This window comes from Arthrobacter sp. 2762, from assembly GCF_040548745.1.
Taxonomy (GTDB): Bacteria; Actinomycetota; Actinomycetes; order Actinomycetales; family Micrococcaceae; genus Arthrobacter.
In genome coordinates, this window is record NZ_JBEPSI010000008.1 from 28083 (window position 1) to 49718 (window position 21636).

The window sequence follows — 21636 nt, forward strand, 5'->3', positions numbered from 1 at the left end:
CTACTTGTCCAGCAGCTCGTCGGCCTTGTTGGTAAAGGCCCGGGTGCCGAACATCATCAACGCGGCCAGGAACGGCAGGACACCCAGAGCGTAGACACCCATGGTGCCCGTGTCCGAGGATGTGACCTGGTTGACCGTGGTGCGAAGGATCGGTGCGACGAAACCGCCGAGGTTGCCCAGGGAGTTGATCAGCCCGATACCGGCAGCCGCGGCAGTTCCGGTGAGGAACGCCGTCGGATATGACCAGCAGATGGGACCGGTCGAGAGGAAGCTGCACACCGCCAGGCTGATGAAGATGATGCCCAGCGCGGGAAGGTGGTTGGCGCCGGCCCAGGCGGAACCGAAGATGCAGAGCCCCGTGGAGACGAACAACGCGGTGCCCCAGCGTCGGCGACGTGCCACGGTGTTTGCAGCCTTGCCAACAAAGTAGCAAGCAAAGATCCCGAAGAACCAAGGGATAGCGGCCAGAAGTCCGACGGCGAGCCCCACCTTTTGGCCGGTCAGCTGGGACACCTGCTGCGGCAAGTAGAACGTGACGCCATAGACGGCCACCTGGAGGCAGAAGTAGATGACGGTGAAGTACCAGACACGGCCGTTGCGCATTGCTGCCAGGACGCCGCGGGGACCTGATTCTTCCTTGACGGTGTCTTCCAGTGCCATGACATCGGTCAGGGCAACTTTCTCTTCTTTGCTCAGGAACTTGGCGTCCTGTGGGCTGTTGATGAGGAAGAAGAACGACGCGATGCCTGCAACGATGGCCAACGAACCCTCAACGAAGAACATGACCTGCCAGCCTGCGACACCGGGAACCTGGTCACCGATGTTGATCAGCCAGCCGGACAGCGGAGCGCCAAGCATCTGGGAGAGAGGCTGGGCCAGGTAGAAGATGGCGAACATCTTGACACGAACTTTGTTGGGGAACCAGGCGGCGAGGAACATGATGACGCCCGGGAAGAGTCCTGCCTCGGTGACGCCAAGCAGGAAGCGGAGGATGATGAACGACGTCTCACCTTGTACGAAGGCGAAGCAGGCGGACACGATGCCCCAGGTGATGGCGATGCGGGCAAGCCAGACCTTGGCGCCGAACTTGGTGAGCAGCAGGTTGCTGGGGATCTCGAACAGTGCATAGCCGATGAAGAAGATACCGGCACCCAGGGCATAAGCACCTGCCGTGATGCCTTTGTCCACCCCAAGGGCAGCTTCGGCGAAGCCCACGTTGGTGCGGTCAAGGAATGCCACCACGTACAGGATGACGAGCATCGGCATCAGCCGCAGCGAAGCCTTGGATATGGCCGACTTCAGAATCGGTGAATCCAGCAACTCCTTGGTGGAAGTTGAGGCAACGGACATTGAAACTCCTCTTTGAGCAATCAGTTGGGGTTGTGATGGCTAAGGCAGCGCGCCATCAGCGCGGGAAGAAAATGAGCACCATGCCCACTGCGCAGGCAAGGATGCCCACAGCAAGGTAGATCTTGCGTTCTCTGGTCCAGGCCTTCATACCGTCAGTGTCTTCATGGCTGGCCCTAGTGCATGTACAGACCGCCATCCACATTCAGCGTTTGGCCGGAGATGTATCCGGAGTCCTCGCTGATGAGGAAGGCGATGGCGGCGGCGATGTCCCTGGTGGAGCCCACGCGGTTCACCACGAGGTCCTTGGTCAGTTCGTCCTTGCGTTCCTCGCTCAGAGTGCCGCCCATGATGTCGGTGTCGATGGGGCCGGGTGAGATCGCGTTGACGGTGATGTCGTATTCGCCGAGTTCCCGGGCTGTGGCACGGGTCAGGCCGATGACACCGGCTTTGGCAACCGAGTAGGGGGTTTTGGAGAACGTTCCGCCACCGCGCTGGGCAGAGACCGAGGAGATGTTCACGATCCGGCCGATCCGGTTCTTCACCATGGATTCGGCCACCCGGCGGGTGGCGTAGTGGACACCGTTGAGGTTGATGCTCAGCACGCGGTCCCACTCGGCAGGTTCGAGTTCCAGGTAGCCGATGGGCGAGCTGACGCCGGCGACGTTGGCCAAGGCGACGATCTGCGGCAGTTCGGCTTCCAGCTCGTCGATGGCGGCCCGGACTTCAGCTTCGCTGGCAACGTTGGCGCCAACTCCGTGGGCCTGGACCCCGTATTCTGCAGCAACTTCCTTGGCTGCAGCCTTGCAGGCGGCGTCATCAAGATCGATGATGCCGATGTTCCAGCCTTGGGCGGCCAGGTAGTTCACTGTGGCGCGGCCGATGCCGCGCTCGGAAACAGCGCCGGTGACGATGGCGGTGCGTTCAGCGGGGAAAGTCATGTGTTTCTCCTGGGAAAGAGTTAGTTGATGGGTGCCGGGCCAAGCTCTTCGATGAGCTTTTGCATGGCGACGTAGGCCTTGTTCCGGTACGCGATGAGTTCGGGGGTGCGCTCGGCGGGGACGTTGAGGAAACCCGCACCGGTCTTGGTGCCGAGTTTGCCTGCCTCCACGAGGTCCGACAGGATCTTCGGCGTCGCAAACCGCTCCGGGAAGCCGGTCTGCAGGGACTTGTAGCAGAAGTTGTAGACATCCAAACCGGCCATGTCCGCGATCGCGAACGGACCAAAGAACGGCAAGCGGAAGCCGAACGTCGTACGCACCAGGGTGTCGACGTCGTCCGCTGTTGCGATGCCCTGCTCCACCAGCTGCGCAGCTTCGTGGAACAGCGCATACTGCAGGCGGTTGAGCACAAAACCCGTAACGTCCTTCACAACGGCGGTCTGCTTGCCGGCCGCGTGGACCAGCTCGCGGGAAGCGGCTACCGTGGCGGCGGCAGTGCCGGCGTGCGGAATGACCTCGACGCCGGGGATAAACGGTGACGGGTTGGAGAAGTGAACGCCCAGGAACCGCTCCGGGTTGGTCACGGCTTCTGCCAGGGCGGCAATGGAAATCGTGGAGGTATTGGAGCCAATCAGGGCATCCGGCCGGGCTGCCGCGCTGATCCGGGCCAGGGTCTGGTGCTTGATTTCCAGGACCTCGGGAACGCATTCCTCGATGAAGTCGGCATCAGCAACGGCTTCCTCGATGTCCTTCGCAGCCCACAGGTTCTGCTTGAGGATTTCGGTGGATCCCACCGGGAACAGCCCATCGGCGATGAACTGATCGGATTCGACCAGCAGGCGATCGAAGTTCTTCTGCGCGATCTCGGCAGACACATCCGCCAAAGCCACGCGCGCCCCACCGAGCGCCAGGACCTGGGCGATGCCGCCGCCCATGTAACCGGAGCCGACGACGGCGATCTTCCGGGCTGCGTTTTTCGCGGTGCCTTCGGTTGCTTCAGGAATGGTCATGATCAAACTGCCTTCGTGTAGTTGGGCTCGTAGGAGCAAATGGCGTCCACCTTGGCGGCGGAGGATGAGTTTTGGTCAAAGCGGTGGCCGAGCCACTCCCCTACGAGCTTCTTGGCCAGTTCCAAGCCAATCACCCGCTGCCCGAGCGTGAGGACCTGCGCGTTGTTGCTCAGCACGGACCGTTCCACCGAGTAGCTGTCGTGGGCGGTAACCGCACGGATTCCGGGGACCTTGTTGGCCGCAATGGCCACGCCCAGCCCGGTGCCGCAGATCAGGAGGGCTCGATCGAACTCACCGTCAGCTACCTTGCGGGCGGCATCGACGGCGACGTGGGGATAGGCAGTTGAATCGTTGGCACCAACTCCAACATCGGTCACTGACGCAACCCGTGGGTCGGATTCCAGCAGTGCCAGGAGTGCTTGCTTGTATTCCACTCCGGCTTCGTCATTGCCGACGACGATGCGCCAGCCTTGGGTATCGCTCATTCTCAGGCTCCGTTTCCGGCCGGAGCCGCTGACGCAGCGCTGGCCAGTAGTGAATCGATGTGGTGGGAGATCCTCGTGGCGATCAGGCCGAAGGAGACCGCGCCGGGATCCGGATGGCCGAGGCTCTTCTCGGCCAGTGGCCGGGCCCGGCCCTTGAGCGGCCGCAGTTCAGCAGTCTGCGCGGCAGCCAATTCAGCAGCCGCGGCGGCTGCTGCCAGTGCCCGATCCACGGGTGCACCGCCGTCGAGCTCTGTGTGGAACGCATCGCGGAACGGCAGGAGGGCGTCCACCATGGTCTTGTCTCCGGGCTCGGCCTTGCCAAGTTCAGTGATGGCCAGGACGAAGGCATTCACCGCGTCGCCGGCATCCGAGGAGCTGTACGTTTCACGGTTCCCGAGCGACTGCCCGGCCGCAATGACCGCCGAGCCCCACAATGCGCCCGAAGTTCCGCCAGCCCGTTCGCTCCATGCTTCGCCGGCCGCGAGGAGGATTCGCGCTACCGAGGAGCCCGATGCAGCTTCGCCTGCAGCGGCTGCTGCGTCGACGCCACGACGCATGCCGATTCCGTGATCACCATCGCCGGCGATAGCGTCCAGCTTGCCGAGCTCGTCTTCGTGTTCGACGACGACGTCGCGCACCTGGGCGAGAATCGCCACGGCCTGCCGCCCGAGTTCCGCCGCCGCCGGGGTGGACTGTTCGACGTCGGCGGTTTCGGCGTCGACGATCGCTGCTTCGGCGCGTGTTGCGCGGGGTGCCATGCTGCCCTTGCGGAAAGCGGGAGTATCGGCGGGCGCCGCCCAATACTGTTCGAGTTCATCGTCCAGCCAGAGCAGCGTCAGGGACAGTCCGGACATGTCCAAACTGGTCACCAGCTCGCCGCATTCCGGTTCAACAACGGTAAGACCAGCGGCGGTGAGCAGCTTCTCGACCTTGCCGAACAGCAGGAAGAGTTCGTCATACTTGACCGTGCCCAGGCCATTCACGATCGCCACAACGCGGTCCCCGGCGTCCTCGGGCTTGTCCGCGAGCAGCTTGGTGACCAGCAGCTCCGCCAGCTCGGACGCGGTGGGCATCGGGTGCTCGGAAATGCCGGGCTCACCGTGGATCCCGAGGCCCAGGGACATCTGCCCGGCCGGGACGTGGAACAGCGGATCCGTTGCACCGGGCAGGGTACAGCCGTCGAAGGCCACGCCCAGGGACCGGGTCCGGTAGTTGGTCTTGATGGCCAAACGCTCGACGTCGTCAAGGTTCAGTCCCGCTTCGGCGGCGGCGCCTGCGATCTTGAAGACTGTGAGGTCGCCTGCGATCCCGCGGCGCTTCTCTCGTTGATCGATCGGGGCACTGGCGATGTCGTCTGTGACGGTGACAGTCCGCGTTTCAATGCCCTCGGCGTTCAGGCGGAGCTGCGCCTGGCCGAAGTGCAGGACATCGCCAGCGTAATTTCCGTAGCTGAGCAGAACTCCACCTCCAGCATTGGCCGCTTTGGCCACGCGGTACACCTGGCCAGCGGCCGGGGAGGCGAACATGTTGCCGCAGGCCGAACCCGTTGCGAGCCCGGGGCCGACCAAGCCGGCGAAGGCCGGGTAGTGCCCGGAACCGCCGCCGACCACCAACGCCACTTGTCCGGCAGGTACTTCGGTGGAGCGGACCACGCCGCCATCTACCCTGGCAACGTAGCCGCGGTTGGCAGCCACGAAGCCGTCCAGGGCTTCATCGGCAAAGTCTGCCGGGTTGTCGAAAATCTGTGTCATTCCTTAGACTCCTGCGAGCTGGTTTACCGGTGTCTGCCGGCCTTGCGCTACCTGGCTCGTGCCGAGTTTGTACCCCTCGGTCTTCGGCAGGATGTGGCGGCGCAGGTATTCCTGGTTGCTGGCCGTGACGCTGAGTCCGTCGCCACCGTAGTGCTCTGTGCAGAGGATGCCCTGGAAGCCGACCGAGAGAGCGAACTTGAATGCCTCGCGATAGTTAATCAGGCCGCTTTCCATAGGTGCGGGCATGGTGATGTAGCTGTCGCGGGCCACGTCCTCGTCGCGGATGTAATTCTTCATGTGCCAGTAATTGGAGTACGGCAGGGTCTTGGCCACCATCTCGCGCCAGTCCTCGATGGGACGATGCAGCCGGATCAGGTTGCCGAGGTCCGGGTTGAGGCCGACGTTGTCCAATCCGATGTCCTGGACCAGTTGCACGGATGAATCGGCGGTGCCGAGGTAGGTGTCCTCGTACATTTCCAGGGAGATGAGGATGCCGGCTTCTGCTGCATGCTTGCCAAGTTCACGAAGGCGGGACACTGCGTTGCCCCACATTTCCTTGTCCCCTACCGGGTCTTTGTAACCCTCCACGGTCCAGAACCACAGCTGCTTCTGCTGCTCGGGAGTGATGGCCTGGTGAAGGCCAAATGACACAACCTCGCATCCAAGCTCCGCAGCGGCGTCGATGGTGCGGTGGCTGTAGGCGAGGTTGTCGGCCCAGTCCGTCTGGTGGATGACGCTGCGGCGGATTGCGGAGATGACCGGCACTCCGATGCCCACTTCGTCAGCCGTCTGCTTGAACTCGGCAAGGCGCTCGTTGCTGAGATCGCCTGGGCGGACCCAGCTGTCTGTAAGGTCCGCGTTTGCGAACCCAGCCTCTTTCACTTCCTGCAGGACGGCCGCCCAAACGGAAGCATCGGCGTCGTTGACCTGCTGTCCCGAAGCGTCGGCGCCGGGGAACTGCAGGAGGGCCGCGGTAATCGGCCAATTCTCGGCGGTGTACGCCATGATGAACACTCCTTCGTGGAATCCTGTTTCCTATAGGATTTACGAACCAAGCAAAGCTGTCAACCCTTTTCGCGAAACTTCCTAGATCCTATATGTCTTACATATGCATGTGAAGAGGCTCACGCAGCGCATGAAAAAGGCCCGCCGAACTTGCGGCGAGCCTTCGTGGAGCTGCGGGCGTTCAGTCTTCCGGCGCGTCAGCCATGGCGCGGCCTCGCACCTTTTCCACGTGATTGATCATTGCCTCCGCCGCTTTTCCGGGGTCCCCGCTGGACATCGCGTCGAGCACTGCTTGGTGCTCGGCGATAGCCTGCTCCGCATCCGTGATGCCCACTCCCCCAAACAACCGGAACCGCTGGATCTGGCCGCCGAGTGTGTTGTAAGCGGCGAGCAGGAACTGGTTCCTGGCTTGCGCCGCGATCAACTGGTGGAAACGCTCGTCGGCCTCAAGGTAGCTGCGGTACTCAGCAAACGTGCCGCCGCGGGGTGCCGTTTTGAGGTCCTCGACCGCTTGCTTCAACGCGTCCAGGCCTTCCGACGTCATGCGCTCGCACGCCAGTCGGGCATTCACAGGCTCAATGGACAATCGTGCTTCCATGAGTTCTGCGAAATCCTCGCGCGTGAACACGGGGGCAACGCGATACCCCTTCAACGCCACGCGCCGAACCATGCCCGTATGCTCCAGGCGCGCCAATGCCTCTCGCACCGGAGTGGGAGAAACGTCCAGTTCCCGCGCCATTCCGTCGATGCTGACGGCCGCCCCGGGTTCGAGCCGACCATCCATGAGCCACTCGAGGAGGGCTTCATAAACGTGATCCGCCAACACTTGGCGGCTGACGGGAAAGCCGGGGCGGGGAAGAGCCGGCGAAGGATCAGACATGCCACAAATCCTATAGGAAGCAGGCGCGGAGCCGGGCGGGTAGTCCTGTCACATTCCTGGCGAAGTCGGGTTCGCACGCGTTAAACCACGACGCCGGCACTTTGCTAAGTGCCGACGTCGTGGTTTTGCCCGGGGTGCTGCGCGGTTAGTTGGCGTAGAACGGGTAGTCCGTGTAACCCTTGGCACCCTCGCCATAGAACGTGGAGGCATCAGGCTCGTTGAGCGGGAGGCTTTCACGCCAGCGGCGTGCGAGGTCCGGGTTGGCAATGGCGGGGCGGCCAACCACAACACCGTCCGCGAGGCCATCGGCCACCAAGGCAACAGCTTCCTCGCGAGTAGTGATTTCGCTGAAACCGGTGTTCACCAGGAACGTGCCATTGAAGCGCTGGCGAAGATCCTGGACCAAGGTGCCCTGCGGGTTGTGGTGCAGGATGCTGAGGTACGCCAGGTTAAGCGGCGCAATGGTCTCCACCAGCACTTCATAGGTGGCGCGGACGTCCGCGGCATCCGTCTCGGCGATGCCCTGCACATTGTGTTCCGGGGAGATCCGGATGCCCACGCGGTTGGCACCGAGTGCCTCGACCACCGCATTGACAGTCTCGATCACGAACCGGGCGCGGTTCTCGGGGGAGCCACCGTAGCTGTCGGTGCGGACGTTCGAGTTGGGCGCAAGGAATTCATGCAGCAGGTAACCGTTGGCGGAGTGGAGTTCCACGCCGTCGAATCCTGCCTCAATCGCATTCTTCGAGGCGGTGACAATATCCTGGATGAGTCCCGGGAGCTCGTCCGTGCGGAGCTCGCGCGGCACCGGGTACGGCTGCTTGCCGTTGGGAGTGCGGACATCGCCCTCGATGGCAACGGCACTCGGGCCCACGATTTCGTGGCCGCCCGTGATGTCCGCGTGGGAAACGCGGCCGCCGTGCATGATCTGGGCAAAGATGCGTCCACCTTCAGAGTGGACGGCGTCAGTGACCGTCTTCCAGCCTGCAATCTGCGCTTCCGTCACCAAGCCAGGCTGGCCGGGGTAGGACTGACCGGCCGGCGTCGGGTATGTTCCTTCGCTCACAATCAGCCCAAGGGAGGCGCGCTGCCGGTAGTGCTCGGCGATCAGTGAACCGGGAATGCCGTCAACGCCGGCCCGCAGCCGGGTCAGCGGCGCCATCACCAGTCGGTTGGGAAGTTCCAGCTCACCAAGGGCCAAGGGGGGAAACAGCATGCGCAGTTCCTTTCAGAATGAATCAGGTTCACTCTGCCCAACTGTGCAGCGCCTGCAACTATTCCGGATGAGTGGCAGATCACAAGCTGGTTAGCCTTGGCCGCGCAGCCTCATGGAGTCATCGAAGCACTCGCAAAGAGCCAGCACGGCAACCAGGTGCGCTTCTTCGGCATGCGGTGGATCAGTGTCGATGCAGATCGCCTCGTTGACAGCCTGGGCAAGGTCCTTGGACTCCTTGCCCGTCAACGCCCACACCTGTGCTCCGGCAGCCTTGGCTGCGGCAGCGGCCTCGCGGAGATCGTCCGTGATTCCCTTCGCAGCGAGCAACACCACGATGTCGCCGCGCCGAACCGAGCCTCGAATCTGGTCACTGATGCTCCCGCGGGCGCCGTCATTGGCGCTATTGCTGACAGATATGGCTTTGAAGGCAGAGCCATCGCCGGGTGAACCATTTTTGGCATCGTGCGCCGCCAGTTCGGAGGTGAATCTCTGTGCTTCGTGCGCAGAGCCATCGCTGCCGGCAGCAAACACGCTGCCGCCACGAAGACGTACGCGGGCCAGTTCTTCTCCCCACTCAGCGAGCCGGGACGATTCACGCCGCAGGGCCGCTACCGCTGGGCCGATCTCGCCCAAATGGCCAAGAACGACGTCAACTGCATGCCTGTTCTGCCTTGAATCCATCGGGCGCACCACCTGTCCCGGCCGCCTTACCACGATGCTCACTTCCTGCCTCCGTTTCACCGTAGGAACTTACACGTTCCTGTCTCCGTCCCGCCTGGAACCGTCCCGGGTAGAACCGTCCCGCAGGGGCTCTTCCCTGACGGCGCCGTCGCGTGCCGAGCGATCCCGCGTGAGTCGTTCGTCGCTTGAATCCATGTCACGGGCACGTTCCCGGTCCGTGTCGTTCTCCCGGTCGCGGTCGGTCCTGACGTCAGGGTCCACTTTGTCGGCATGGCGCAAGTGCTCCTCAACGCGCCCGCTAGCTTCATTTGCCTTCTCCGCGTGCCTCTCCGCTTCGCGACGGAGTCGATTGGCCTCGACTTCTGCCTGAACCGCCGATGCCTCGGCTTGGGCCGACTGTGCCTTCGCCTGGTGTGCGCCGACGGCTTCCTGGTCCGCCTTCTCGCGCAATTCCCCTGCACGCCGGCGATTGAGCTCGGTCTTCTTCTTACGTCCAAATACCACCGCAATGATCACAGCTGCGACTACGACGACGGCCAACACGATGATCAATACCAGTTGCCCTGTGTCCATGTGAATTGCCTCCCTCGTGGACGGCTTGATATTGGGCGCCGTCCGTAGCCCATGCCGTGCCCGGTACTGAAGCTGTACCCATTCCTCGTTCGTTCAATCCGCTCATTCCCCGGGCGTCCTTGCCCGAAAAACCCTGTAACTCACTATCAGCTTAACACTGGTAATCAGGCTACTTACTATGTGATGGCAACAGGTCTGTGTCGGCAGCGGCCTAAGGGCCGCCGTCGTCATCGCTTGGAAAGCTAGCTTCCGGTGGCCTCAGGGTGTTCCCTGGCGCGCTTCTCGTCAGGCGTCTCGCCGCTCTCATCCGGGATGAAGGCAGGGTCCACTTCCGTGCTGAAGTCCCCCGTGCCGGGGCTGCTGCCGGAATGCCCGACGTCGGCACTCACCGGAGGTTGTTCGGCGTCAGCAGGTGGTTTGTCCGGTTCTCTCGATTCTTCGCTCATAGCTCAATGTAGGCCCGGCGTCGGGGCCTGTCGAGGCCATCGGAGACCTTGTGCGGCGCTGCCAACTCTGCTTCGCTGGGAAGGTCTCCTGCAGCGCGGGACACCTCCAGCCGACCAAGCAGGGAGAGCGATTGTGAAAGCAGTGACGTGGCAAGGAAGGCGCTCGTTGAGCGTTATTGATGTCCCCGATCCCACCATCCAGGAACCAACGGATGTCATCGTCCGAATAACATCTTCAGCCATTTGCGGCTCGGACCTGCACCTCTATGAAGTCCTCGGCCCCTACATGCACAAGGGCGACGTCATCGGCCACGAACCCATGGGGATCGTGGAAGAAGTGGGCTCGGAGGTCCACCGGCTCCAGAAGGGCGACCGCGTTGTTGTGCCCTTCAACATCTCCTGCGGCCGGTGCTACATGTGCAACCAAGGCCTTCAGTCGCAGTGCGAAACCACGCAGGTCAAAGCCAAAGGTACAGGGGCTGCACTCTTTGGATACTCCGAGCTCTATGGCTCCGTCCCGGGCGGCCAGGCACAGTACCTGCGTGTGCCATTCGGCGACTACGGGCCCATCAAAGTAGATTCAGACCTCCCCGACGAACGCTATCTGTTCCTCTCCGACATCCTGCCCACCGCTTGGCAGGCCGTAGAATACGCCAACGTCCCCGAAGGTGGCACCTTGGCGGTGCTCGGACTCGGTCCTGTGGGCCAGTTCGCCTCCAGAATTGGCGTCCACAAGGGTTTCCGTGTCATTGGCGTAGATCCTGTTCCTGAGCGCCGGGCCATGGCGGAAGAACATGGAGTGGAGACCATGGACTACAGCCCGGACGTCGCCGCCCAAATCCGCGAGGAGACCCTTGGCCGTGGTCCGGACGGAGTGGTGGATGCAGTGGGCATGGAAGCCCACGGCTCCCCGGTGGCATCATTCCTGCACCGGGCGGTTTCACTGCTCCCTGACAAGCCGGCGCAGGTGGCCATGGAGACCATGAGCGTGGACCGCCTTGCTGCCCTCCACACGGCAGTGGATCTCGTGCGGCGCGGCGGCACCGTTTCGCTCAGCGGCGTTTATGGTGGCCAGGCCGACCCCATGCCGCTGATGACCATGTTCGACAAGCAAGTCCAACTCCGCATGGGGCAATGCAACGTCCGCAACTGGACTGACCAGCTGCTCCCCTTGGTAGAGGACGACGCCGACCCGCTGGGAGTCATGCATCTGGTCACCCACACGGGCGGTCTGGACGATGCACCTGAGTTGTACGAGAAATTCCAGAAGAAGCAGGACGGTTGCATCAAGGTGGTGCTCAAGCCCTGATTGGCCGGAAGGAACCGGTGGCTGGCCCCTTAGGCGAGGTGCTTTCCGCCGGTAACCCCAATAACCGAACCGGAAATGTAGCTGGACTCCTCAGTCGCCAACAGGACATACGTCGCGGCGAGTTCAGCAGGCTGACCGGCCCGGCCAAGAGGCGTGTCCTGTCCGAACTTTACGATCTTCTCCTCCGGCTGGGTTGGTGGCTGCAATGGGGTCCACACAGGCCCGGGAGCTACAGCATTGACCCGGATTCCCTTGGAGCCCAGGGATTCTGCCAACGAGAACGTCATGCTGTTGATGGCGGCCTTGCTGGCGGCGTAATCGATAAGCGAGGGACTCGGATGGTAACCCTGGATCGATGAGGTGTTGATGATCGAGGCCCCGGGCTGCAAATGAGGCAAAGCTGCCTTGGTAAGCCAGAAGAGCGCATAAACGTTGCTCTTAAAGGTCCGGTCGAACTGTTCGCTGCTGAGGTCCTCGATCCCCTGGCTGGTAGTCATCTGGAAACCTGCGTTATTCACTAGAACGTTCAGCCCATCAAATTCTTCGATGGTTTGGGCGATGACTTCCTGACAGAATTCCTCGTCCCGCAGATCCCCCGGCAGTGCCAGGGCACGGCTGCCGGCGGCCTCGATCAACTGAACGGTCAATTCGGCGTCCTGTTCCTCTTCCGGCAAATATGTGAAGGCCACGTCTGCACCTTCCCGGGCGAAGGCAATCGCTACGGCTTTCCCAATCCCGCTGTCGCCGCCCGTAATCAAGGTCCGGAATCCCATCATGCGGTGATGGCCCACATAGCTTTGCTCCCCGTGGTCCGGGCGCGGGATCATTGCCTCGGTCCAGCCAGGGTAGTCCTGGGTTTGCGGCTCGAACTCCCCCGACGGATACATCGTCCGTGGATCTGACGCGTCTTCAGGATCCTCCGCCGGGTTAAGGACGTGGTTTTCCAAAGCCATGGCGATGTCCTCGTCGAGGTCGGTTGTCGACTCGGCCTGCTCGGATTCCTCGGTCAGCCCGGTCTCTTCGTTGCGTTCGTCCTGTGCCATGCCTCATTCTAAGCATCCTGACTATTCGCGCCCAGCGTCAGCCCAAGCAGGTCGCATTACATGCCGTTTTGAGGGCCCAAAACGACATCTAATGCGACCTACTTGGGGCAGCGCGCCTACTTCCGGGCCGGCAGCACCAGTGAACCTGACTTATCCGTGGACAAGGCGAGGGAGGAGATGAACCGGGGTTCGCCGTCGGGACCGTCCTCGCCTGAGCGGAGCATGTCCGGGCGTTCGAACTCCAGGCCGGTGACGTGGCAGAGGAGCTTCTCGTCGCTGGGGTTGCCGTCGGCGTCGAACATGGGCAGGTCAATCCCGTCGTCGTTGCGCCGGAGGTAGTAGCGGCCGCGCGTCGCCAAAGCCAGAACCGGGGGAAGCACCAAAGCAAGAACGACGGCGAAAATTGGCGAATACGGCTGCACTCCGGCACCGAAAGCCCCGAAGAAGACCGCGATGGACATCCCTGCGGAGACCAGCATGGACACGAAACCGACCGGGTTGACGGCGTAGAGCATGCCCCGGCGGAACTCAGGAACCTTGGGCGAGATCTTCAAAAGGTACTTGTTGATCGCAATATCGGAGGCAACTGTAACCACCCAGGCCATGGCGCAGTTCGCGTAGAAGCCAAGGATCGTGTTGAGGAACTCGAACATGTTCGACTCCATGAGCACCAATGCGATCACCAGGTTGACCACCACGAACACCATGCGGCCCGGGTAGGTCTTGGTGATGCGGGTGAACGAATTGGTCCACGCAAGCGAGCCGGAATACGCGTTGGTGACGTTGATCTTGATCTGCGAAATAACCACCAGCACAACCGCCAGGGACATCGCGAGCCAGGCCGGCATCATCTCCTGGTACACGCCCAGGAACTGGTGGACGGGTTCGTTGGCGTGCACGGACGCGGCGGGATCGAGCCTGGCGATCAAGTAAATGGCGATGAACATGCCCACAACCTGCTTGATGGCACCGAAAATAACCCAGCCGGGTCCGGCAAGAATTACGGCACGCCACCAGGCACCTTTGTTCTCCGCGGTCTTGGGTGGCATGAAGCGCAGGTAATCGATCTGCTCTGCGATCTGGGCCATCAGGGAGAGGCACACGCCGGCAGCCAGCATCACCGAGGCGAGATTGGTGCCGCCCTCGCCCGAAGCGCCAGTGTAAGCAAAGAAGGCGTCGATGCTGTCCGGGTGTGACAGCAGCAGATAACCAACGGGAACCACCATGAGCAGCAACCACAGGGGCGTGGTCCACACTTGCAAAGTAGCAAGGGTCTTCATCCCGTAGATCACCAGCGGAATGATGATGATGGTGGACACGGCATACCCAAGCCATTGCGGGACGCCGAGCCCCAATTGCAGTCCCTGGGCCATGATGGAGCCTTCGAGGGCAAAGAAGATAAAGGTGAAGGTCGCGAAAATGATGTTCGTGACCACTGAACCGTAGTAGCCAAAGCCTGACCCGCGGGTGATGAGGTCGAGGTCGATGTTGTAGCGGGCGGCGTAGTAAGCGAGTGGAAAGCCCGTGGCGAAGATGATCACTGCGGCCACGATGATGCCGAAAATGGCGTTCACGGTGCCGTAGGCGATGCCGATGTTTGCCCCGATCGAGAAGTCAGCCAAGTAGGCGATCCCGCCAAGTGCACTGGTCGCCACCACGCCGGCGCTCCACTTCCGGTAGGAGCGCGGGGCGAACCGGAGTGTGTAGTCTTCCAGGCTCTCCTTCGCTGCGCTCATCGCATCGGCGTTTCCCGCCGTCGCAGTTCTTTGGCTGTCTGTCAGAACGTCGCTCATCCGTGCTCACTTTCGAGATTCGTGGTCGGTGCTTCGCCAACGACGCTAGTCACGCAGCGGGTCAAATCAGTCACAACGATGTTTCACAGCTGTAACTTCTGCACCAGCCGTCTCGCTCACGAGCCATAAGGGCGCTCCAAAATCCGCGACGCCACTTTGTGCGTACCCCACAAAATCGCGATGCGCGCCCCCGGATACCGTCAAGTCCATGACGACCCAAACAACCCAAGAGGCCACTGCCTACGCCATCCTGGACATCGCACGCGAGCAGGTCCTTGAGCGCGGTGAAGGCCTCGACGAAGCCCAGCTTGTGGAGATCCTCCAACTTCCTGACGAAGCGATTCCGGCCGCCATGCAGCTCGCCCACGAGGTCCGGCTGAAGCACTGCGGCGAGGACGTTGAGGTTGAGGGCATCATCTCCATCAAGACCGGCGGCTGCCCCGAAGACTGCCATTTCTGCAGCCAGTCCGGCCTGTTTGATTCCCCGGTCCGCGGCGTGTGGCTGGATATCCCCGAGCTGGTGAAGGCCGCCAAGGAAACAGCCGCCACCGGTGCCACCGAGTTCTGCATCGTCGCAGCTGTGCGTGGCCCCGACATCAAGCTCATGAACCAGATCAAGTTCGCGATCGATCGCATCAACGAGGAAGTTGATATCAACATCGCGTGCTCCCTGGGCATGTTGACCCAGCGCCAGGTTGACCAGCTGGCCGAGTGGGGCGTCCACCGCTACAACCACAACCTCGAAACCGCCCGGAGCTACTTCGCCGAGGTCGTCACCACGCACAGCTATGAGGAACGGCTGGACACCTGCAACATGGTCAAGGCCGCCGGCATGGAATTGTGCTGCGGCGCCCTGATCGGCATGGGCGAAACCCTGGAGCAGCGGGCCGAACTCGCCGCCCAGCTGGCCGCATTGGAACCACATGAGGTCCCATTGAACTTCCTCAATCCGCGTCCGGGAACGCCGCTGGAAAACCAGGGCATCATGGACGGCAAAGACGCCCTCCGCGCCATCGCCGCCTTCCGGCTGGCCATGCCGCGCACAGTGCTCCGCTACGCCGGCGGCCGCGAACTGACCCTCGGCGACCTCGGCACCCGCGAAGGCCTGCTCGGCGGCATCAACGCCGTGATCGTGGGCAACTACCTCACCACCCTGGGCCGCCCAGCCACCGCCGACCTCAACCTCCTGGTGGAGCTCAACATGCCCATCAAGGAACTCCAGAAGACACTATGACCGCGATCGGCGCCACGACGGCGGAATACTGCGGGCACTGCGGCGGCACGGTTGCCGACGCCCTTGTTGAGGACGGCACCGTTGTTGAGGACGGCACCGTCATTGGAGGCGGTACCGTCCGCCGCGGCACCAACGGCGAGCGCCCGACGTCGGACCCCCGCCCGACGTCGGACCCGCACCAGGGCTGCCAGCAACGGTTGGCGATGGAGCCACCCAGGTATTGCGCGCAGTGCCGCCGCCGGATGAAGGTCCAGGTGACGCCGCTGGGATGGTCGGCCGAGTGTTCGCGTCACGGACGGGTGTCCCGATGAGTTCGCTGATCGAGCGCGACCGGGCGAGCCTGTGGCATCCTTACGCTCCGGCGTCCGGGACGCTGCCGCTGTGGGAAGTTGAAGCGGCCGACGGCGTGGCGCTGCGGCTTCGGGACGAGGACGGCCGAACGCACGAGGTGCTGGATGCGATGTCGTCGTGGTGGTCGGTGATCCATGGGTACCGCCATCCTGTGCTGGATGCCGCGGTTCAGCGCCAGCTGGGCTCCTTTAGCCATGTGATGTTCGGTGGATTGACACATCAGCCTGCCGTGGATCTTGCCGAGAACCTGCTGGCGCTGGCACCCGGCGAGCCCGGCCGCCGGTTGGAGCGCGTGTTCCTGGCTGATTCCGGTTCCATCTCGGTGGAGGTTGCCCTGAAGCTTGCGGTGCAGTTCCAGACCGCCTCCGGGCGTCCACAACGGCAGCGTTTCCTGACGGTCCGCGGCGGTTATCACGGCGACACGTTCGCGGCGATGGGCGTTTGCGATCCCGTTGACGGTATGCACTCCGCGTTCCCTGGTTTGCTGGCGGGCAACGTGTTCGCGCCGCGTCCTCCAGCCGCGGCGACGGCCACGCCAACAGCTATCAGTGAGTGGCGGACGTCAGTTGAGGCGCTGGCCAGTGAGTATTCCTATGAGCTCGCGGCCATCATCGTAGAACCTGTCCTGCAGGGGGCCGGCGGGATGTTCATCTACCCGGCGGAGTGTGTGCGGATCCTCCGGGAGGTGGCTGATGCACACGGATTGCTGCTCATTCTGGACGAGATCGCCACGGGCTTTGGGCGAACAGGCGAGTTGTTCGCGGCGAACCATGCTGGCGTCGTTCCGGACATCTTGTGTGTCGGCAAGGCACTCACGGGCGGGTACATGACGCTGGCCGCAACGTTGTGCACAGGTGAGCTTGCCCAGGTGGTCTCCAGCGGCGGTGCCGGTGCGCTCCTCCACGGCCCCACGTTCATGGGCAACCCGCTCGCCTGCGCCGTGGCCAACGCGAGCCTCGGACTGCTGCGGGACGGAGATTGGCGCGCAGACGTTGACCGCGTAGGCGCAGGCCTCGCGGAGGGTTTGGCCCCGGCGTTGGGGCTCGACGGCGTGAGGGACGTCCGTACTATCGGCGCTGTGGGCGTCATTGAGTTGGCGGACGCGGTGGACGTCGCTGCAGTGACCCGGGCTGCGATCAGGCAGGGAGTGTGGATCCGTCCGTTCCGCAACCTGGTCTATACGATGCCGCCGTACATCAGCTCAACCTCCCAGATCAGGACCATCACCGCGGGCATGGTGGCGGCAGTCTCCGCGGCCGCAGACAGGCTGGGGGCCAGAGCATGAGCCTCTCCATGACCGCCTGGCTGGAGCAACAGGCAGAGGTCCGCGAGCGCCGTGGACTCGTGCGGAGGCCGACAGTGCGAGGCCCGCAGGGCGGACCTCGCCGGATGATCGACCTCGCAAGCAACGATTACCTGGGCCTGTCCAGGGATCCACGCCTGGCGGAGGCTGCCACGGATGCGATCAGGCGTTGGGGCACTGGCGCTGCATCATCCCGGCTGGTCACCGGTACCACGGAGTTGCATCTTGAGTTGGAGCACCACCTTGCCCTGTTCACAGGAGCGGAGGCTGCGTTGGTGTTCTCCTCCGGCTACCTCGCCAATCTGGGTGTCACCACGGCTTTGGGTGGTCCCGGAACATTGATTGTGGCGGACGAGCACTGCCATGCCTCGTTGATCGATGGTTTTAGGCTGAGCCGCTCCGAGGTGCGGGAATTCAAGCACAATGACGCTGCGGACGCGGCACGCCTCCTTAAGGAGCGGACACAGCCGCGGGCCTTGGTTGTTGTTGAGTCCATCTACAGCGTCGGTGGGGACGCTGCTCCACTGCAAGAGCTGTTCAACCTCGCCCAGGAACACGACGCCGTGCTGCTGATTGACGAGGCCCACAGCCTGGGCGTTGCCGGCGTTGGTCCCTTTCAAGGGCGCGGCGCGGTGGCCGGCACCAGCCTGGCGGACCATCCGGGCGTCGTCCGCACGGCCACCCTGTCCAAAGCCTTGGGCAGCCAGGGTGGGGCCGTGCTTGGTTCAAGCCTGCTGCGGGAGCACTTGGTGAACCGTTCGCGAAGCTTCATTTTCGACACCGCGTTGGCCCCGCCCGCAGCGGCCGCTGCCATGGCCGCCGTCGGAATCATCCAGCAGGAACCCTGGCGCGCCGCGGCGGTCCACCACAACGCAGCCGCTCTCGCAGCCCAACTGCAACCCACGCTGGGACTCTCGGCCGCCGTCGAGCGTTCTGCCGGAGCAGTTCAATCCATCGCCATGCCTTCAGCGGAAGCCGCCTTGGCTGCGAGCCAGGCCGCTTACGCTGCCGGCCTCCAGGTGGGCTGTTTCCGGCCACCTTCAGTGCCCGACGGCGTCTCCCGCTTGCGACTTACAGCCCGGGCCAACCTCACCGCCACCGACCTCGACCACGCCTGCGCAGTGCTGCGCGACATCCTGGAGCGAACCCCATGAAACTTCCCCGCATCATCCTGGTGACCGGTACCGATACCGGCGTCGGGAAGACCATTACGACGGCGGCACTCGCCACAGCGCTTAAGCAACGCGGCTGCTCGGTAGCGGTCTACAAGCCGTGCCAAAGCGGCAACGTGGACGGCGATTCGGACTGCGCGGAGGTGGTGCGGCTTGCCGGTCCGCTCACGGCCGAGGCGGGCATCGTCCTGGAACAGCCGCTGGCTCCCGTCCCTGCGGCTGCTTGTGACGAGGTGGTACTGCCGCAGCTTGCTTCGCATGCCCAGCGAATCCGGGCCCTGGGCAACACGCATGACCACGTCCTCGTGGAAGGTGCCGGCGGGGTGCTGGTGGAGTTGGACCACGACGGCGGGACGCTGGCTGACCTCGGAATCCTCCTGGGCGATTCAGCTGGCTTCGCCGTGGTGGCGCGGCCGTCGCTGGGCACCTTGAACCACACGGCGCTGACGCTCGAAGCCCTCGATCGGCGGGGCCTGCCGGTAGTTGGTGTAGTGCTTGGCAGCTGGCCCGCGGTCCCTGGCGCCGTCGAACGCAGCAACCGTGCCACGATCTCCGACTGGCCTGTGCCGCTGCTGGGTGCCATCCGGCACGAAGCCGCCGGAATGGATCCCGGCGCGTTCCGCGAACAGGCGGCCTCCTGGCTTGCCGGGGTTCCGGCATGAGCACCGTTACTACATGCCCCTACAAGGTGCTGCGCGATCCGGATACCGTCCGCGAGGTCCTTCACCGTCCGGGCGACTTCAGCCCTGCCAATGCACTTCTGGCCGTGACGCCCCTGAGCGGTCAGGCTCTCCGCGTCCTGCAGAAGGCACGCTTCGCCCTTCCACCCGTTCTGGCCAGCAACCACTCCCCCTCACACGCAGCTATCCGCAAGGTAGTGGCGGGCTTCTTCACTCCCGCCAAAGTTGCCGCCATGGAACCGCGCATCCGGCAGCTCTCCAGGGAGTCAGCCGCGGCCGCAGCCCAACTCCTCAGTTCTGCAGGAAACGTTGACTTGGTGCAGGCAGTGGCCGCGTATCCGCCGGCAGTCGTCATGCTGGAGATGCTTGGCCTTCCCGTCCGCGACCTCTCCCAGTTAAAGGCGTGGAGCCTGGACTCCCTTGAGCTGTTCTGGGGATGGCCGGATCCTGCGCGGCAGCTCGAGTTGGCTCACACCGCGGCGGACTTCTACACCTGGCTGCGGGAGCTGGTCCTGGAATCGGTGGAGGCACCCGTAGTTCCCGGCACAACCAACCTGTTCAGGGCACTCGCAGACCACGGGCTCAGCACTCCTGAGATCTGTTCATTGGGCTACTTCCTGCTCATCGCTGGCCAGGAGACCACCACACAGCTCATCAGCACCACGCTCTTCCGGCTGGCCGAGGGCTCCCGGGGAATCTCCTGGGATGAGGCCTCCTCCAATGCCAAGGCGCGGGAGATTGTCCGGCATGTGTTGGCCACTGAATCTTCCGTGCCTACTTGGCGGAGGGTGGCCGCCCGCGATACCGAGCTCAACGGTGAGCACGTCCTTGCGGGGGAAGAAATCCTGGTGGAGCTGACCGGGAACCACGGCTTTCCGTGGGCTGCCGGGGAAGGCACTGGGGAACCTGCCGGGGAAGCCACCGAGCATCAAGGACCCACACCGTACGGCCTGGCCTTCGGCTCAGGAATTCATCGCTGCCTTGGCGCCAAACTGGCTGAGCTGGAGACCGTCGTCGTGGTTCAGGAGACTACCGCGGCACTGAAGGGGGTCCGGCTCCAGGACCCCAACCCCGAATGGCTCCGGCTGCTGTCCTTCCAGGCTCCCCGGACGGTCAGCGTCGCCCACTCGTAGCGAGTTTGGGTGGGTAGGCTGGACTTTATGGGCGAGAGCCGGGACTTGCTGACGCCGGAGCAGCGCAGCCGAAACATGTCCAGGATCAGGGGCAAAAACACCAAGCCCGAGTTGCTGGTCCGGAAACTCCTGCACGCCAAGGGGTACCGTTACCGGCTGCATGGGCAGGCTGGCGGGACCAAGCTGCCGGGCCGGCCCGATTTAGTGTTCTCGAGCCGTCGCAAAGTCATTTTCGTCAACGGCTGCTTCTGGCACTTCCATGACTGCAAGGTTGGCCAGAACTCCCCCACCGCGAACGCGGAGTTCTGGGAGACCAAGCGCACGCGGACCCGTGAACGCGATCTCGCTCAAAGGGAACAATTGCGCGCTGCCGGTTGGGACGTGCTGACGGTGTGGGAGTGCGAGTTGCGGGACAGCTCAGTCCTCGAAGAACGACTGACAGCGTTCTTGGAGGGGTTGTTGAATGCCAGTTCGCCCTACGGGGCTCTGGAGCCGGCAGTCCCAGCGGACCCAGCGGAGTCCGAGTGATCGGTGCTGGCGTGGGAGCCTTGCTCCCACAACGCATACGCTGACGTTCCACCAATACCCAGCAGCACCGTCAGGCACAACACGATGATGACCATGAGGCCCGCCGAGGGCCGAACACCATCGTTCATGCTGAATTCCATTCCTGTATCCACGCCTTGATCCCCCCGATTCGGCGATTACTCCATTTCCTTTACTTACTTTCGGGGGCTTCGATCAAGACTCCCTCTGAGTCCGCTCAAGATTGGATCAAGCTTTCGATTTCCGGCGTTGCAGTAGTTCCCCGGGACCTACTGTTGAATCGTGCATCTATTGTTCGGAGGCGGGAGGGGTTTGGTGTCTGAGTATGACGAGTGCACAGAATCACTGGTTGATCCCACCGTCCTCACCGGACTCCAAGCGGAACTTGGCGGAGACCGATCCATCGTCACCAGATTTGTCCGCAACTACATAGACCTGCTGCCGTGGCGGGTGGACCGCCTGCATCACGCACTGAACAACCTGGACATGGAAGATGCCATGGACGCCGTGCTGAGCCTGAAGACATCAAGCCATATGGTGGGCGCCATCTGCATGCGCCGCTTGGCCACGGAACTGGAAATCAGCATCAGGCTCCTCCCCAACGCCGGGCACCTTCAGGAGCTGAGGCCGCAAGTTCAGATGATCGAGGCCTTCGTATTCGGGACGATTTGCGAACTCCAACCCCCGCTTTCGTAAAGATCTTCACGAAAATAAAGAAAACCATTGACTCGCTAAAA

Annotated in this window: 22 protein-coding genes; 9 read left to right on the forward strand and 13 right to left on the reverse strand. The window is 63.0% G+C overall.

Annotated elements, in window-relative coordinates:
- The 11 genes from ABIE18_RS15300 to ABIE18_RS15350 form a co-directional block, all read right to left on the reverse strand.
- Complete coding sequence (locus tag ABIE18_RS15300; protein WP_499723534.1) at positions 1-1350, reverse strand: MFS transporter; 1350 nt, start codon at positions 1348-1350, stop codon at positions 1-3.
- A 173-nt stretch (positions 1351-1523) separates the two neighbouring features.
- Positions 1524-2288, reverse strand: a complete 765-nt coding sequence (locus tag ABIE18_RS15305; RefSeq protein WP_477516709.1) for an SDR family NAD(P)-dependent oxidoreductase — start codon at positions 2286-2288, stop codon at positions 1524-1526.
- A 20-nt stretch (positions 2289-2308) separates the two neighbouring features.
- On the reverse strand, positions 2309-3298 hold the full coding sequence (locus tag ABIE18_RS15310; protein ID WP_499723535.1) for a 3-hydroxyacyl-CoA dehydrogenase family protein: 990 nt from the start codon (positions 3296-3298) through the stop codon (positions 2309-2311).
- Between the two features lie 2 nt (positions 3299-3300).
- The gene (locus ABIE18_RS15315) at positions 3301-3783 is read right to left on the reverse strand and encodes a ribose-5-phosphate isomerase (RefSeq protein ID WP_223948206.1); all 483 of its coding nucleotides are present in this window, start codon (positions 3781-3783) and stop codon (positions 3301-3303) included.
- A gap of 2 nt (positions 3784-3785) precedes the next feature.
- Entirely contained in the window at positions 3786-5534 is a 1749-nt protein-coding gene (dhaL, locus tag ABIE18_RS15320) for a dihydroxyacetone kinase subunit DhaL (protein WP_499723536.1), read from the reverse strand.
- A 3-nt stretch (positions 5535-5537) separates the two neighbouring features.
- On the reverse strand, positions 5538-6539 hold the full coding sequence (locus tag ABIE18_RS15325; RefSeq protein ID WP_477516706.1) for a sugar phosphate isomerase/epimerase family protein: 1002 nt from the start codon (positions 6537-6539) through the stop codon (positions 5538-5540).
- 181 nt (positions 6540-6720) lie between these two features.
- Positions 6721-7419: a GntR family transcriptional regulator gene (locus ABIE18_RS15330; protein ID WP_499723537.1), complete on the reverse strand. Its 699-nt coding sequence runs from the start codon at positions 7417-7419 to the stop codon at positions 6721-6723.
- 145 nt (positions 7420-7564) lie between these two features.
- Positions 7565-8635, reverse strand: a complete 1071-nt coding sequence (locus tag ABIE18_RS15335) for an alkene reductase (RefSeq protein WP_499723538.1) — start codon at positions 8633-8635, stop codon at positions 7565-7567.
- Positions 8636-8725: 90 nt separating this feature from the next.
- On the reverse strand, positions 8726-9316 hold the full coding sequence (locus tag ABIE18_RS15340) for an SIS domain-containing protein (protein WP_499723539.1): 591 nt from the start codon (positions 9314-9316) through the stop codon (positions 8726-8728).
- 69 nt (positions 9317-9385) lie between these two features.
- Complete coding sequence (locus ABIE18_RS15345) at positions 9386-9889, reverse strand: hypothetical protein (protein ID WP_499723540.1); 504 nt, start codon at positions 9887-9889, stop codon at positions 9386-9388.
- A gap of 242 nt (positions 9890-10131) precedes the next feature.
- On the reverse strand, positions 10132-10335 hold the full coding sequence (locus ABIE18_RS15350; protein WP_499723541.1) for a hypothetical protein: 204 nt from the start codon (positions 10333-10335) through the stop codon (positions 10132-10134).
- 133 nt (positions 10336-10468) lie between these two features.
- Between ABIE18_RS15350 and ABIE18_RS15355 the strand changes: the two genes are divergently transcribed.
- Positions 10469-11644: a zinc-dependent alcohol dehydrogenase gene (locus ABIE18_RS15355; protein ID WP_499723542.1), complete on the forward strand. Its 1176-nt coding sequence runs from the start codon at positions 10469-10471 to the stop codon at positions 11642-11644.
- 29 nt (positions 11645-11673) lie between these two features.
- On the opposite strand, the gene ABIE18_RS15360 is transcribed toward ABIE18_RS15355, so the two are convergent.
- Entirely contained in the window at positions 11674-12687 is a 1014-nt protein-coding gene (locus ABIE18_RS15360) for an SDR family oxidoreductase (protein ID WP_499723543.1), read from the reverse strand.
- 116 nt (positions 12688-12803) lie between these two features.
- Positions 12804-14480 carry a purine-cytosine permease family protein gene (locus tag ABIE18_RS15365; RefSeq protein WP_499723544.1) on the reverse strand — a complete coding sequence of 559 codons (1677 nt, stop codon included), beginning with the start codon at positions 14478-14480 and terminating at the stop codon, positions 12804-12806.
- A 208-nt stretch (positions 14481-14688) separates the two neighbouring features.
- Between ABIE18_RS15365 and bioB the strand changes: the two genes are divergently transcribed.
- From bioB to ABIE18_RS15405, 8 genes are all read left to right on the forward strand, one after another.
- On the forward strand, positions 14689-15714 hold the full coding sequence (gene bioB / locus ABIE18_RS15370) for a biotin synthase BioB (protein ID WP_499723545.1): 1026 nt from the start codon (positions 14689-14691) through the stop codon (positions 15712-15714).
- On the forward strand, positions 15711-16025 hold the full coding sequence (bsaP, locus tag ABIE18_RS15375) for a biotin synthase auxiliary protein BsaP (RefSeq protein WP_499723546.1): 315 nt from the start codon (positions 15711-15713) through the stop codon (positions 16023-16025). The genes bioB and bsaP overlap by 4 nt, the downstream gene beginning before the upstream one ends.
- On the forward strand, positions 16022-17350 hold the full coding sequence (gene bioA / locus ABIE18_RS15380) for an adenosylmethionine--8-amino-7-oxononanoate transaminase (RefSeq protein ID WP_499723547.1): 1329 nt from the start codon (positions 16022-16024) through the stop codon (positions 17348-17350). The genes bsaP and bioA overlap by 4 nt, the downstream gene beginning before the upstream one ends.
- 8 nt (positions 17351-17358) lie before the next feature.
- Positions 17359-18522, forward strand: coding sequence for an 8-amino-7-oxononanoate synthase (locus tag ABIE18_RS15385; protein WP_499723701.1), 1164 nt, complete (start codon positions 17359-17361; stop codon positions 18520-18522).
- Positions 18519-19202, forward strand: coding sequence for a dethiobiotin synthase (gene bioD / locus ABIE18_RS15390; RefSeq protein ID WP_499723548.1), 684 nt, complete (start codon positions 18519-18521; stop codon positions 19200-19202). The genes ABIE18_RS15385 and bioD overlap by 4 nt, the downstream gene beginning before the upstream one ends.
- Positions 19199-20353 (forward strand): cytochrome P450 family protein, encoded by a 1155-nt coding sequence (locus tag ABIE18_RS15395; RefSeq protein ID WP_499723549.1) that lies wholly within the window; start codon positions 19199-19201, stop codon positions 20351-20353. The genes bioD and ABIE18_RS15395 overlap by 4 nt, the downstream gene beginning before the upstream one ends.
- Positions 20354-20380: 27 nt before the next feature.
- Positions 20381-20881, forward strand: coding sequence for a very short patch repair endonuclease (locus ABIE18_RS15400; protein ID WP_499723550.1), 501 nt, complete (start codon positions 20381-20383; stop codon positions 20879-20881).
- 333 nt (positions 20882-21214) lie between these two features.
- Positions 21215-21595, forward strand: coding sequence for an Hpt domain-containing protein (locus ABIE18_RS15405; RefSeq protein WP_499723551.1), 381 nt, complete (start codon positions 21215-21217; stop codon positions 21593-21595).
- Positions 21596-21636 lie beyond the last annotated feature (41 nt).